Genomic DNA, 14869 nt, shown 5'->3' on the forward strand with positions numbered 1-14869 from the left:
CCGAGCGGCGGAGACCTGGGGCTTGAGCGGAGTGGCGGAGACCTGGGGTGCCGGGCGGTCGGCGCGCCCGCGCCCCCACCGGCCTGCGCGCACGACGCTCACCCCGCCCGCAGGGCCATCGTCATCGCCTCCACCGCGAGCAGCGGGGCCACGTTGCGGTCCAGGGCGTCGCGGCAGGCGGCGATCGCGTCGATGCGGCGGAGCGTGGACTCCGGGCTGCTGCCCCTGGCCAGCCGGTCCAGGGCCTCCTCGGCGTCGGTGTTGGCGATCGCCACGCGGGAGCCGAGCTGCAGGGCCAGGACGTCGCGGTAGAAGGCGGTGAGGTCACCGAGGGCGACGTCCAGGCTGTCGCGCTGTGTGCGGGTCCGGCGGCGCTTCTGCATCTCCTCGAGGTCCTTCATGACCCCGGCCGTGCCGCGTGGCAGCCGCCCTCCCTGCACCGCCCCCATGGCGGCCTTCAGTTCCTCGGTCTCCTTGCCGTCCATCTCCTCGGCGAGCTGCTTGGCGTCCTCCGCGGCCGCGTCGACCAGCTCCTGGGCGGCCTTGAGGCACGCGCCGACCTCGTCCAGGCGCAACGGCAGCCGCAGCACGGCCGTACGGCGCTCGCGGGCCGCCGGGTCCGTGGCGAGGCGGCGGGCCCGGTCGACGTGGCCCTGGGTGGCGCGCGCGGCGGCCGCGGCGACCGCGGGCTCGACTCCGTCGCGGCGCACGAGCATGTCGGCGACGGCGTCGACCGACGGCGTGCGCAGGTTCAGATGGCGGCAGCGGGAGCGGATGGTCGGCAGCACGTCCTCGATGGACGGGGCGCACAGCAGCCACACCGTGCGCGGGGCCGGCTCCTCGACGGCCTTGAGGACCGCGTTGGCCGACTTCTCGTTCAGCCGCTCGGCGTCTTCGACCAGGATGATCTGCCAGCGACCGGTCGCCGGGGAGGTGAACGACTTGCGGACCGTGTCCCGCATGTCCTTCACCAGGATCTCGGATCCCACCGCGGCGACCGTCGTGACGTCCGCGTGCGTGCCGAGCAGTGCGGTGTGGCAGCCGTCGCAGAAGCCGCAGCCGGGCGAGCCGCCCAGGGCGCGGTCGGGGCTGACGCACTGCAGTGCCGCGGCGAAGGCCCTGGCCGTCTGGTTCCGTCCCGCGCCGGGCGGGCCCGTGAACAGCCAGGCGTGCGTCATCTTCGACGTCTCGGGCAGTGGCTCGTCGGCCGCGACGGCGGTGACGAGGGCGTCGGCATCCCGGGCGGCGGCGTCGAGCACCGCGCTCACCTTCTCCTGTCCGACGAGGTCGTCCCACACGGTCATGGGTCAGGCCGCCCTTTCGTCACACTTCGCGTTCCGCCATCCATTGTGCGGGTGGGCACTGACAACGCCGACCACGGCGACGCCGACGCGAGACCACGGCACCGCCGACGCGCAGGGCGCCGACGCGGGGCCACAGCATCGCCGACGCCCAAGGTCACCGCACCACCGACGCGCGGCCACAGCACCACCGACGCCCCAAGGCCACCGCACCACCGACGCGGGACCACCGCACGGGCGGTGCAGAGCCCCGCCACCGCCGACGCGGGTCACGGCCGCCCCACCGGTGGCCTTGGCCGCCGCCCCTTCGGCCTGCACCACCCTGGCGGCAGCGGCGGCCCTCAGCCGCGCCGCCCCCGGCCACGGCCCCTGCGGCCCTGGTCCTCGTTCCGGTCCTGGTCCTGGTCACCGGTTTCCTGGCCGTCGTACGAACCCAGCAGTTCGTCCGCCAGCGTGGGCAGGTCGTCCAGCGGGGTCTCCTCGGCCCAGTCGGGACGCGGCCGGCGGCGGGGCGTGCCGTCGATGTCGATCTGGGGCATCTCGCGCGTCCGGCTCTCGGAGCCGTCGGGGCCGGCATGGTCCTCGAAACGACGGGGGCCGTCGGAACCCGCCGCGGAACGCTCGTCCCGGAAGAAGCCGGACGGCACCCGGTTCGCCGGGTCGTCGTCCCGCACCGGCGGCAGTACGGCCGTCTCGTCCGCCGCACCCGAGGGCACCGGCGGCAGTACGGCCGTCTCGTCCGCAGCGCCGACCGCGTCCGCCGGCGCCACCGGGGGCAGGACCGCGGTCTCGTCGGCCGCGCCCGCCGGGCCCACCTGAGGCAGTACGGCGGTGTCGTCGGCGGGTCCGGAGGCGGCCGGCGGCTGCGGCAGCTCGGCGGTCACCTCGGACTCGGAGTGGGCACCCCGCGCGCCCGCGACGGATCCGCCACGCCCCTCGCGCACCGGCCGCAACACCGTCGTGTCCTCGACACCGGGCTGCGGCCTGTGCGTGTTCAGATCCGCTTCCGGCGTGCCACCACTGCTCAGATCCCGTTCCGGAGCGCTCCCGCTGCTCAGCCCTGCTTCCGGGTCGCCCCCGCTCCTCAGACCCGCTTCCGGGCCGTCCCCGGCGCGCGTGTCGGCCGCCCCGGACGTGACAGGTGGGAAGGCCGGGGCCTGGAAGGCCGGCTCGGCGCCATGCGCTCCCGGCGACTCCACCGGCGTGGCGACCGGAGCCGCGCCGGGCGTCAGACCCGGCGCCTTCGGCTGCGGTGTGCCGGGCCTGCGGGCCGCCGCGTCGGCCGCCGCCGCGGCCTCGGCCGCCTGCCGGCGAGCCTCCTCCGCACGCAGCAACGCCTCCTCGGCCTTGCGCTGCTTCTCCAGGCGCCGCGCGTCCTCCTCGGCGCGCAGCCGGGCCTCTTCCTCCGCCTGCCGGCGCCGCCGCTCCTCCTCGGCCCTGCGGCGGGCCTCCTCCTCGGCGCGGGCCTTCTCCTCGGCGAGCAGCCGCTGCCGCTCCTCCTCCGCACGACGGCGCGCCTCCTCGGCCCGCAGCCGGGCCTCCTCCGCCTGCCGTTCGGCCTCGCGGCGCTGCGCCTCCTCCAGCTCGCGCCGCTTGCGCTCCTCCTCCTCGGCGCGCAGCTTGGCGAGCTGCTCCTGGCGCTCGCGCTCCAGGCGCTCCTCCTCGGCCTTGCGGGCGGCCTCTTCCTCGGCCTTGCGGCGGGCCTCCTCCTCGGCCTTCTTCCGCGCCTCCTCCTGGGCCTTGATCTCGGCCTCGGACAGCGGCAGCACGGTGTCGAGCCGGTGCCGGATCACGGTGGTGACGGCCTCGGCCTCCTGTCCCGCGTCGACGACGAGGTAGCGGCCGGGGTCGGAGGCGGCCAGCGTGAGGAAGCCGGAGCGCACGCGCGCGTGGAACTCCGCAGGCTCGGACTCCAGCCGGTCCGGCGCCTCCGTGAACCGCTCGCGGGCGGCCTCCGGGGAGACGTCCAGCAGGACCGTCAGGTGCGGGACGAGCCCGTCGGTCGCCCAGCGGTTGATGCGGGCGATCTCGGTCGGGGACAGGTCACGGCCCGCGCCCTGGTAGGCCACGGAGGAGTCGATGTAGCGGTCCGAGACGACGACCGCACCCCGCTCCAGGGCGGGACGTACGACGGTGTCGACGTGCTCGGCGCGGTCGGCGGCGTACAGCAGCGCCTCCGCGCGGTGGGACAGGCCCGCCGAGGACACGTCGAGCAGGATCGAGCGCAGCCGCTTGCCGACTGGGGTGGCCCCCGGCTCGCGGGTGAGCACGACCTCGTGGCCCTTGGCCCGGATCCACTCGGCGAGGGCCTCGGCCTGGGTGGACTTGCCGGCGCCGTCGCCGCCCTCCAGGGCGATGAAGAAGCCGTTCGACGCCGGTGCCTGGACCGGGTCGTCGCCGCCGAGCAGCGCGTCCTTGAGGTCCTGGCGCAGCGGCACGCCGGAACGGTCGTCGACCTTGGCGAGCACCAGCGCGGCCACCGGCAGCAGCAGTGCCCCGACCAGCATGAGCGTGAAGGCCGCGCCGCCGTGTGCGAAGACGAACTTGCCGTTCTCCAGCCGGTGCGGGCCGATCAGCGCCGCGACCAGGGGGGCGACGAGGGCGCCGAGCGCTATGAAGACGCGGACGACCGCGTGCAGGTGCTCGGTGGTGCGGGCCCGCCGGTGGTCCTCGGTCTCCTGGTCGAGGAGGGCGTGCCCCGTGTTGGCGGCCACGCCCGCGCCGATGCCGGCCAGCGTGACGATCAGCAGCACGGTGGTGACGTCGGGGACGAGGCCGGCGACCAGCAGCGCGATGCCGGTGAAGGCGATCGCGAGGGCGAGCAGCCGGCGGCGCGAGAGCGAGGGCAGCAGCGCGGGGGCCGTACGGATGCCCACGGCGACGCCGCCGGTCAGGCCCAGCACCAGCAGGCCGTACAGGGCGGGGCCACCGCCCAGGTCCCTGGCGTGCAGCACGCACACCGAGACGGCGGCGGCGATGGCTCCGGCCACGGCGGCGCAGGCCGGGACGAGCAGGGGGACGGCGCCCGTACGGCCCTTGTCGACACCGGATGGGGTGCGGGGGCGGCGCAGGCCCTCCAGCGGGGACCGCGGGCGCGGGGTGCGCGTGTCGGGCAGTTCGAGGAAGGTCAGCACAGACAGGGACCCGGCGAACAGGCCCGCGGCCACATAGGACCCGAGGGCCGCCTGGTGCTGGTCGAACCACGCGACGCCGGTGCCCAGCAGGTTGTTCAGCAGAGCGGCCACGACCAGGGCGGCGGCGGCCAGCGGGACCGCCAGGAAGCCGGTGCGCAGCCAGAGCCGGCGCAGGCCGTCGAGGTGGTCGGGCAGCGGCCGTACGGTGGCGCCCTCCGGGGGCGGGGCGGGCAGCAGGGCGGGGGCCGCGCTCTCCCGGCACACCGTCCACAGCCGCTCGGCGACGCCGACGACGAAGGCGGTGACCAGCAGGAGGAGCAGTGCGTTGTCCGGGGTCCAGTCGATCCACAGCGGGGCGACGATCAGCAGCAGGGCGCGCACGCCGTCGGCGCCGACCATGGTCCAGCGGCGGTCGAGCGGTCCGTCCTGCGCGGTGAGCGCGGTGAGCGGGCCGAGGAGGACCGCGCCGAAGAGGAACACGGCGAGGACGCGCGCGGCGAAGACCGTCGCCACCGCGAACGCCACGCCTCGGTAACCGCCCCCGAACGTGCCCTGGGCGATCGCCGCCTGGAGGGCGAGGACCACCAGCACAAGCAGGGCGAGGGCGTCGCCGACCCCGCTCACCAGCTGTGCGCTCCACAGGCGCCGCAGCTGCGGCGCGCGCAAGAGGGCACGGACGGCGCGCTCGCGGGAGTCCGCGACGAGGGCGTCGTCCGGGGTGGTGGTGGGGGCCGTTGGCTGCTCGGCTCGCGTCATGCGTTCAGCCTATCCGCAGCCGCCGACACCACACCTAGCCCGTCCATACGTACGTCGGCCCCGGCATCGAAGTGATGCCGGGGCGTTCGTTCGGCGAAGCCACCGGGACGGCGGTGGTCCGTGACCCGGCGGGTACCGCAACGCGGTGGTCCGTGACCCGGCGGGTACCGGAGGGGGTTCAGTCCTCCGGACCCGAAGCCGTCGTCTTGGAAGCCGTCGTCTTCCTCGCGGTGGTCTTCTTGGCCGTCGTCTTCTTCGCGGCGGTCGTCGTCTTCTTCGCCGCCGTCTTCTTGGCCGCGGTCTTCTTCGCCGGGGCGGTCTTCTTGGCCGCCGCCTTCTTCGCGGTCTTCTTGGCGGGCCCCTTGGCGCGCTTCTCGGCGAGCAGTTCGAAGCCGCGCTCCGGCGTGATCGCCTCGACGCTGTCATCGGACCGCAGGGTCGCGTTGGTCTCGCCGTCGGTGACGTACGGACCGAAGCGGCCGTCCTTGACCACGACCGGCTTTCCGGAGACCGGGTCCTCGCCCAGCTCCTTCAGCGGCGGCTTGGCGGCGGCGCGGCCACGCTGCTTCGGCTGGGCGTAGATCGCCTGCGCCTCCTCCAGCGTGATGGTGAAGATCTGGTCCTCGGTCTGCAGCGACCGCGAGTCCGTGCCCTTCTTCAGGTACGGGCCGTAGCGGCCGTTCTGCGCGGTGATCTCGACGCCGTCCGCGTCGGTGCCGACGACGCGCGGCAGCGACATCAGCAGCAGCGCGTCCTGGAGGGTCACCGTGTCCAGCGCCATGGACTTGAAGAGGGAGGCCGTGCGCGGCTTGACCGCGTTCTTGCCAGTCTTCGGGGTGCCCTCGGGCAGGATCTCCGTGACGTACGGGCCGTAGCGGCCGTCCTTGGCCACGATCTGGTGGCCGGTCTCCGGGTCGGTGCCCAGCTCGAAGTCGCCGCTGGGCTTGGCCAGCAGTTCCTCGGCCAGCTCGACGGTCAGCTCGTCCGGCGCCAGGTCGTCGGGGATGTCCGCCCGCTGGTGCTGTTCGGTGTCCTTCTCCCCGCGCTCGATGTACGGGCCGTAGCGGCCGACGCGGAGCACGATGTCGTTGGCCACGGGGAACGACGACACCTCGCGGGCGTCGATCGCGCCGAGGTCGGTCACCAGTTCCTTGAGGCCGCCGAGGTGGTCCCCGTCGCCGTTGCCGGCGTCGGCCGCGGCGCCCGCGACCGTGCCCTCGCCGAAGTAGAAGCGCTTCAGCCACGGCACGGCCTTGGCCTCGCCGCGCGCGATGCGGTCGAGGTCGTCCTCCATCTTGGCGGTGAAGTCGTAGTCGACGAGCCGCCCGAAGTGCTTCTCCAGGAGGTTGACCACGGCGAAGGACAGGAAGGACGGGACGAGTGCCGTGCCCTTCTTGAAGACGTAGCCGCGGTCGAGGATGGTGCCGATGATCGACGCGTACGTCGACGGGCGGCCGATCTCTCGCTCTTCCAGCTCCTTGACCAGGGAGGCCTCGGTGTAGCGGGCCGGGGGCTTGGTGGCGTGGCCGTCGACCGTGATCTCCTCGGCGGACAGCGGATCGCCCTCGGAGACCTGCGGCAGCCGGCGCTCGCGGTCGTCCAGCTCGGCGTTCGGGTCGTCGGCACCCTCGACGTAGGCCTTCAGGAAGCCGTGGAAGGTGATCGTCTTGCCGGAGGCGCTGAACTCCACGTCCCGGCCGTCGGCGGCGGCGCCGCCGATCTTGACGGTGACGGAGTTGCCCGTGGCGTCCTTCATCTGGGAGGCCACGGTCCGCTTCCAGATCAGCTCGTAGAGCTTGAACTGGTCACCGGTCAGACCGGTCTCGGCCGGAGTGCGGAAACGGTCACCCGAGGGGCGGATCGCCTCGTGGGCCTCCTGCGCGTTCTTGACCTTGCCGGCGTAGGTGCGCGGCTGCGGGGGCAGGTAGTCGGCGCCGTACAGCTGCGTGACCTGGGCGCGGGCGGCCGCGATGGCGGTCTCGCTCAGCGTCGTGGAGTCCGTACGCATGTACGTGATGTAGCCGTTCTCGTACAGCTTCTGCGCGACCTGCATGGTCGCCTTCGCGCCGAAGCCGAGCTTGCGGCTGGCCTCCTGCTGGAGCGTCGTCGTACGGAACGGGGCGTACGGCGAGCGGCGGTACGGCTTGGACTCGACGGACCGGACGGAGAAGCGGGTGTCCTCCAGGGCGGCGGCGAGGGCGCGGGCGTTCGCCTCGTCGAGGGGGAGGGTGTTCGCGCTCTTGAGTTGCCCGAGGGAGTCGAAGTCGCGGCCCTGCGCGACCCGCCTGCCGTCGACGGTCTGCAGGCGGGCGACCAGCGACGACGGGTCCGAGGTGTCCCCCGCGCGGCCGGTCGCGAAGGTGCCCGTCAGGTCCCAGTACTCGGCGGAACGGAAAGCGATGCGCTCGCGTTCCCGCTCGACGACGAGCCGGGTCGCGACGGACTGGACGCGGCCGGCCGACAGGCGCGGCATGACCTTCTTCCACAGGACCGGCGAGACCTCGTAGCCGTAGAGGCGGTCGAGGATGCGGCGGGTCTCCTGGGCGTCGACCAGTTTCTGGTTGAGCTGGCGCGGGTTGGCGACGGCCTCGCGGATCGCGTCCTTGGTGATCTCGTGGAAGACCATCCGCTTGACGGGGATCTTCGGCTTGAGGACCTCCTGGAGGTGCCAGGCGATCGCCTCGCCCTCCCGGTCCTCATCGGTGGCGAGGAACAGCTCGTCGGAGTCCTTCAGCAGGTCCTTGAGCTTCTTGACCTGCGCCTTCTTATCGGCGTTGACCACATAGATCGGCTGGAAGTCGTGTTCGACGTCCACACCGAGGCGGCGGACCTCGCCGGTGTACTTGTCCGGCACCTCGGCGGCGCCGTTGGGAAGGTCACGGATGTGCCCGACGCTCGCTTCGACTACGTAGCCGGGGCCGAGGTAGCCCTTGATCGTCTTCGCCTTGGCAGGCGACTCGACGATGACGAGTCGGCGGCCGCCCTCTGCGGTCTCGCTGGTCGGGGACAACTTGGCTCTTCTCTCCGGTCGACGCTGGGGCCTCCCCAGGCCTTCGAGTCCCGGGGTCGCGGCGTACTGCTGGCTGGTGTGACGCTGCGGAGTGTGACGGTACATCCCGCCCCCGTGTCAAACGGGAAAAGCCCACAACGGCCACTCGAACGGTAACCCGACTACCGCCATTCCTGCCGCCCGGAGTACCCGGCGACCCCGCGGCCCATGTCCGGAGCGTAACGCCCCCTTCACTCTCGCCACACCGTCCCGGCGGTGCGCCCGCCGTCGTCAGAGGCGCGTCAGGCAGTACGCGGCGAGGGCCAGCGCGGCCGTCCCGATCACGCTCGCGAGGGTGGCCGATGCGACCGGGTTCACACCCTCGGCCACCGGCTCGCGGCGCCGCGAGCGCACGCCGGTCCACACCAGCAGGGCGCCTCCGAACAGGGCGAACACCGTTCCAGCGAAGATCGACGGCGCACTCTCCATCGCCTGCCCACCCCTTCCGTCCCGTCGGCCCTGCCCAGGGTCGGGAGGGTGGCACACGCGGGCGTCCGGCGGCCGACATCGGGGTGAACGGAAGGCCGCCGAGCCTTCGAACGGACGATCGAATCCTCGGGCGGGAGAAGGAGCGCAGGTATTTTTCCGGCCTTTTTCCGCGGGTCCCCCGTCGCGCGCCCCCGGAGACCGTGCGCCTCGCATCCCGGAGACCGCCCGCGCCGCGCGCCGGCCGGCTCTGCCCGGCATCTGACACCGGCATACGACAACGGTCCGGGCGCGGCTACGACGGCCTGAGGAGCCCGGGTACGCCGCCCGCCCGGCTCGGTCTCCCGGCTCCGGGGTCCCAGCCGGTCCCCGAGCTTCGGGGTCCCGGCCGGTCCTGCGGCTCGGGGGCTCCGGGGGTCCGGGCCGGTCCTGCGCTCCGCGGTCGCGGCCGGTCCTCCGGCTCCGGGATCCCGGCCGGTTGCGCGGCGGCGCGCCCTCCGAGTCAGCGCACCGGCTCCAGGAAGCCCTGTTCCACCAGCAGGCGGATCTGGGCGGGGGTCTGGTCGCGGAGCGTCACCGGGTCTTCGCCGACGATCTGGGCGATGGCGTCCAGGATCCGCCCGGCGGTCAGCGTGCCGTCGCACACGCCGGCGAACCCGGCGCCGACCGTGTCCACCTTGGTGGCCCGGCGCATCCCGCGGTGCTGGCGCAGCACCACGTGCTCGGGGTCCTCCGCGCCGGGCAGCCCGACCTGCTCCTGGACCACCTCGGCGGCGAGCGTGAAGTGGCTGTCGAGCAACGCCGCGTCGTCGTGCTCCCGGAGATAGTCGAGGCGCTCGAAGTGCGCCCGGACCGTGTCCCCGAGGGGCTGCTCGACCGAATGCGGCCACTCCTCCACGGTGACCGAGGGCTCGGCGGAGCCGGTCCTGCGCAGGGTGATCCAGCCGAAGCCGATGGCCTTGACCTTGCGCGCCTCGAACTCGTCGAGCCAGGCGTCGTACCGCGCCTGGTACTCCACCGGGTCACCGCGGTGGTCACCGGCGTCCCTCAGCCACAGCTCGGCGTACTGCGTGACGTCCTGCACCTCGCGCTGCACGATCCAGGCATCGCACCCGCGCGGCACCCACGACCTGAGTCTGTCCTGCCAGTCCTCCCCTGCCACGTGCTGCCAGTTGGCGAGGAACTGCGCGAACCCGCCCTCGTTCAGCCGTTCCCCCGCCTGCTGAACGAGCGAGCGGCACAGATCGTCCCCGCCCATGCCCCCGTCGCGGTAGGTGAGCCGGGCGCCCGGGGAGATCACGAAGGGCGGGTTGGACACGATGAGGTCGAACGTCTCGTCGTCCGCGACCGGCTCGAACAGCGAGCCCTCGCGCAGGTCGGCGGCGGGCGCGCCGGAGAGAGCGAGCGTGAGCGCGGTGATGTGCAGCGCGCGCGGGTTGAGGTCGGTCGCCGTGACGCGGGTGGCGTGCTGGGCGGCGTGCAGTGCCTGGATGCCGGAGCCGGTGCCGAGGTCCAGGGCGGACCCGACGGGCGTACGGACGGTGATGCCGGCGAGGGTCGTGGAGGCGCCGCCGACGCCGAGGACGACGCCTTCGTCGTGCTGCCCGATCCCGCCCGCGCCGCCGACCGCGCAGCCGAGGTCGGAGACGATGAACCAGTCCTCGCCGTCGGGACCGCCGTAGGGCCGGACGTCGACCGTCGCGGCCACCTCGTCGCCGCCCGCGCGGGTGAGCCAGCCCGTGTCCAGGGCCTCCTCGACCGGCAGTACGGCCGCGGCGCGCGCGTGGGGCACGGGCTGCTGGAGCAGGAACAGCCGTACGAGTGTCTCCAGCGGTGTGTCGCCTCGGGTCGCCCGCAGGGCGGGCACGGTCTCACTGCGGGCCAGCGCCGCGTACGCGGGGGCGCCGAGCAGGTCCAGCAGCCCGTCGGCGGTGAAGGAGGCGGCCAGCAGAGCGTGCCGCAGCCGCGCCGCGGTCTCGGGCCGGTCGGAGGCGGGCAGGGGGGCGGGTCCGGAGTCAGTCACGCCCCCCATTGTGGCCCGCACCGCGGCCCGGAGGGGCCTCAGCACACCCCGCGACGACCAGAGACCGGCCGGTCCGGCAGAGGCCCGCCGCCTGCCCCGCCGAAGGGGGGTGCGAGAGGGCCGTCAGCCTGCCTACGCGTTGCACGAGAGTCGGCCGTCAGCCTGCCTACGTGTTGCACGAGAGCGGGCCGCCGGCCCGGCCGACACGCGATCGACGCGTGCGAGGGGCCGTCAGCCCGCCGAAGGCGACGCGTGTGAGAGGGCCGCCGGCCCGAACCGATGCGCGAGAGGGACCGTCAGCCCCGCCGAAGCGACGCACGAGAGGGGCCGAGCCCGCGGACGCGTTGTGCGAGGGGACCGTCGGTCCAGCCAGCCGGCGAGAGGCCGTCGGTCCAGCCAGCCGGCGAGAGGCCGTCGGTCCAGCCAGCGGGCAACGGGATCGTCGGTCCGGCCAGCGGGCGAGAGGGGCGTCAGCCTGCCGAGGGCGACGTGGAGGAGGCGACCTTCTTGCAGCTGGCCTGCTGGGCGATCGCGTCCTTGACCTGGCCCTGCTGCAGGTTCTTCAGCGCCTCGGTGCCGCTCTGGTGCTTCTTCTCCAGCTCCGCCATCTGCACGGCGACGTCGTGCAGGCCGGAGGCGAACTTCCCCTGGTTCTTGGTGTTCAGTTCGTCGACCTGCTTCTTCAGGCCCGAGTAGGAGGCGGCGAGGCTGTTGAGGTTGCGCACCACGTCCTGCTGCCGCCTGGCACCGCCGTCCACCCCGGGAGGCGCACCGGCGTCACTGATCGCGGCGGCGATCGCCTTGTAGCCGTCGGCCATGTCCTGGAACGCCTGCGAGTCGGTCTTCTGGAGGGTCTCGGGCTTGGCGGTGTCGGCGGCCGTCGTACTGATCGCCGCGTTCGCCGCCTTGATCTTCGCGTCCTGCGTGGGCACCGCGTCGCACACCGACTTGGCCCAGGCCTCCAGCTTGGGGTCGGGCCCCTTGCCGCCGCTGCTGGAGCATCCCGACAGCGCCGCCACCAGTACCGCACCGCCGGACAGTGCGGCCGTGAGCTTCTTGTTCACCGGATTGGTCCCTTCCATGGCTCTGGGCCACCGGAATCTACACGGCGGACGGTCGCCCTCCGTCCACCGAACGGCCCTAAAGTCAGCTTTTGTGACTCTTCGCACCATGGGAGAGAAGGCTCACGGACGTGGGCGGACCCACAAGGAAGCGGGCGGCCGGCACGTCGGTACGCGCCGTCCGCCCGCCGATCGAGCAGGCCTTCCTTACGCGGCCTACGAAACCACCGCCGCGTCCGCCGAGTTGGCGACCCGCTCGGTGCTCTCGTCGTCCCCGACGGCGATGCCGCGCCGCTTGGAGATGTACACGGCGACGACGATCACCAGGAGCGCGAGGACCGCGATCCCGATGCGCACGCCGATGTTCTTGTCGTCGCCGTAGGAGAACTTGATCACCGCGGGCGCGATGAGCAGCGACACCAGGTTCATGACCTTCAGCAGCGGGTTGATCGCCGGTCCCGCGGTGTCCTTGAAGGGGTCACCGACGGTGTCGCCGATCACGGTGGCCGCGTGTGCCTCGCTGCCCTTGCCGCCGTGGTGGCCGTCCTCGACCAGTTTCTTGGCGTTGTCCCAGGCGCCGCCGGAGTTGGCGAGGAACACCGCCATCAGCGTGCCCGCACCGATCGCGCCGGCGAGGTAGGAGCCGAGTGCCCCGACGCCGAGCGTGAACCCGATGAAGATCGGCGCCATCACGGCGAGCAGACCGGGCGTGGCCAGCTCCCGCAGGGCGTCCCTGGTGCAGATGTCGACGACCTTGCCGTACTCGGGCTTCTCGGTGTAGTCCATGATCCCCGGGTGCTCGCGGAACTGCCGCCGCACCTCGAACACCACCGAACCGGCCGAACGCGACACGGCGTTGATGGCGAGTCCGGAGAAGAGGAAGACGACCGCGGCGCCCGCGATGAGGCCGACGAGGTTGTTGGGCTGCGAGATGTCCAGGGACAGGGTCAGCGGCGAGCCGGGCCCGGTCAGCTTCGCCCCCACGTCCTGCACGTTGGTGGTGATCGCGTCGCGGTACGACCCGAACAGCGCCGACGCCGCGAGGACGGCGGTGGCGATGGCGATGCCCTTGGTGATGGCCTTGGTGGTGTTGCCGACCGCGTCCAGGTTGGTGAGCACCTGCGCGCCCGCCCCCTCGACGTCACCGGACATCTCGGCGATGCCCTGGGCGTTGTCGGAGACCGGTCCGAAGGTGTCCATGGCGACGATCACACCGACCGTGGTGAGCAGGCCGGTGCCGGCCAGGGCCACCGCGAACAGCGCCAGCATGATCGACGTACCGCCGAGCAGGAACGCCCCGTACACGCTCAGGCCGATGAGCAGCGCGGTGTAGACGGCCGATTCCAGGCCCAGCGAGATGCCGGAGAGGATGACCGTGGCCGGTCCGGTGAGGGAGGTCTTGCCGATGTCCCGCACCGGGCGGCGGTTGGTCTCGGTGAAGTAGCCGGTCAGTTGCTGGATGACCGCGGCGAGCAGGATGCCGATGGCCACCGCGACCAGCGCGAGGATGCGCGGGTCGCCGTCCTTGCCCTTGATCGCCGCGTCGGTGACGCCGTCGAGGGCGGAGTACTTCGCCGGCAGATAGACGAAGACCGCGACCGCGACCAGCACCAGGGAGATCACCGCGGAGATGAAGAACCCGCGGTTGATCGCGGACATGCCGCTGCGGTCGGCGCGTCGCGGGGCCACCGCGAAGATGCCGATCATGGCGGTGATCACGCCGATGGCGGGAACCAGCAGCGGGAAGGCCAGTCCGGAGTCGCCGAACGCGGTCTTGCCGAGGATCAGCGCCGCCACGAGGGTGACGGCGTAGGACTCGAACAGGTCGGCCGCCATGCCCGCGCAGTCGCCGACGTTGTCGCCCACGTTGTCCGCGATGGTCGCGGCATTGCGCGGGTCGTCCTCCGGAATGCCCTGTTCGACCTTGCCGACCAGGTCGGCGCCGACGTCGGCGGCCTTGGTGAAGATGCCGCCGCCCACACGCATGAACATCGCGATCAGGGCGGCGCCGAGGCCGAAGCCCTCCAGCACCTTCGGCGCGTCGGCGGCGTAGACCAGCACGACACAGGAGGCGCCCAGCAGGCCGAGCCCCACCGTGAACATGCCGACGACGCCGCCCGTGCGAAACGCGATCTTCATCGCGGTGTGCGAGACGGTGGTGAGATCCTTTTCGGGTTCGCCGGGGGCCGGAGTGGCTTCCCGGGCCGCGGCGGCGACGCGCACATTACTGCGCACGGCCAGCCACATGCCGATATAGCCGGTGGCTGCCGAGAACACCGCTCCGATCAGGAAGAACACCGAGCGTCCGGCACGCTGATTCCAGTCGTCCGCAGGCAGCAGCATGAGCAGGAAGAAGACGACGACGGCGAATACGCCGAGCGTGCGCAGCTGCCGGGCCAGATAAGCCTTGGCACCTTCCTGGACCGCCTCGGCGATCCGTTTCATGCTGTCGGTGCCCTCGCCGGCCGCCAGAACCTGACGCACCAGGATCCCCGCGACCACCAAGGCGGCTACGGCGACGGCCGCGATGACGGCCACCATGATCCGGTTGTCGTCGGTCAGTACCGCGGCCGCGAGGGTTGTGGGGTGACCCAACTGATGAGGGGTAGAAAGCCCCGCCATTCGTCCTCCTTGACGCTTGGGCTGAGCTCAAGATGTGGACGGATTGTAGGTACCCGCGAGTGATCTAAACAGGGGACGGTAAGCGGAATTGGCCTTCTTGTGCTCTCCAGCAAATGATCGAGGTCCGGCCATCGAACCCGAAAGCGGTAACGCCCTGAAGGCATTGACGACCACATTGAAGCTTGATCAAATGATCGGGATATCGATCGTGAATTACTTCACGAATTCGCAGGGTGTCCGGGAAATACGACAAGGGCCCTGCTCAGCAGGGCCCTGCGGGTGCGCGGGGTGAGTCGAACGACCGCCACGGGGACGGGTGGGACTCAGTCGACCGCCGTGGCCGAGGTGGGACTCAGTCGGCCGCCGTGGCCGACGATGTGGCCGAGGTGGGACTCAGTCGACCGCCGTGGCCGACGATGTGGCCGAGGTGGGACTCAGTCGACCGCCGTGGCCGACGATGTGGCCGGGGTGGGACTCAGTCGGCCGCCGTGGCCGAC

General features: G+C 72.3%; 7 protein-coding genes. All 7 read right to left on the reverse strand.

Annotated elements, in window-relative coordinates; all coding sequences use genetic code 11:
- Positions 1–98: 98 nt before the first annotated feature.
- Positions 99–1304, reverse strand: a complete 1206-nt coding sequence (locus tag ABVB68_RS15010) for a DNA polymerase III subunit delta' (RefSeq protein ID WP_353601490.1) — start codon at positions 1302–1304, stop codon at positions 99–101.
- 338 nt (positions 1305–1642) lie between these two features.
- A complete protein-coding gene (tmk, locus tag ABVB68_RS15015; protein WP_353601491.1) occupies positions 1643–5191 on the reverse strand; it encodes a dTMP kinase in 3549 nt (1182 codons plus the stop codon).
- 178 nt (positions 5192–5369) lie between these two features.
- Positions 5370–8201 (reverse strand): type I DNA topoisomerase, encoded by a 2832-nt coding sequence (gene topA / locus ABVB68_RS15020; protein WP_353601492.1) that lies wholly within the window; start codon positions 8199–8201, stop codon positions 5370–5372.
- Positions 8202–8471: 270 nt separating this feature from the next.
- Entirely contained in the window at positions 8472–8669 is a 198-nt protein-coding gene (locus ABVB68_RS15025) for a hypothetical protein (protein ID WP_353601493.1), read from the reverse strand.
- Positions 8670–9168: 499 nt separating this feature from the next.
- Positions 9169–10689 carry a DUF7059 domain-containing protein gene (locus ABVB68_RS15030; protein ID WP_503006125.1) on the reverse strand — a complete coding sequence of 507 codons (1521 nt, stop codon included), beginning with the start codon at positions 10687–10689 and terminating at the stop codon, positions 9169–9171.
- Between the two features lie 470 nt (positions 10690–11159).
- Positions 11160–11771 carry a small secreted protein gene (locus ABVB68_RS15035; RefSeq protein WP_353601495.1) on the reverse strand — a complete coding sequence of 204 codons (612 nt, stop codon included), beginning with the start codon at positions 11769–11771 and terminating at the stop codon, positions 11160–11162.
- A 195-nt stretch (positions 11772–11966) separates the two neighbouring features.
- Entirely contained in the window at positions 11967–14372 is a 2406-nt protein-coding gene (locus ABVB68_RS15040; RefSeq protein ID WP_353601496.1) for a sodium-translocating pyrophosphatase, read from the reverse strand.
- Positions 14373–14869: the final 497 nt, after the last annotated feature.

It is taken from the genome of Streptomyces sp. NPDC096012, assembly GCF_040426375.1.
GTDB lineage: Bacteria > Actinomycetota > Actinomycetes > Streptomycetales > Streptomycetaceae > Streptomyces.

Coding starts and splice junctions, on each gene's coding strand:
- tmk (WP_353601491.1), bottom strand. CDS start 5,191: ATGACGCGAGCCGAGCAGCCAACGGCCCCCACCACCACCCCGGACGAC.
- ABVB68_RS15040 (WP_353601496.1), bottom strand. CDS start 14,372: ATGGCGGGGCTTTCTACCCCTCATCAGTTGGGTCACCCCACAACCCTC.
- ABVB68_RS15035 (WP_353601495.1), bottom strand. CDS start 11,771: ATGGAAGGGACCAATCCGGTGAACAAGAAGCTCACGGCCGCACTGTCC.
- ABVB68_RS15010 (WP_353601490.1), bottom strand. CDS start 1,304: ATGACCGTGTGGGACGACCTCGTCGGACAGGAGAAGGTGAGCGCGGTG.
- ABVB68_RS15025 (WP_353601493.1), bottom strand. CDS start 8,669: ATGGAGAGTGCGCCGTCGATCTTCGCTGGAACGGTGTTCGCCCTGTTC.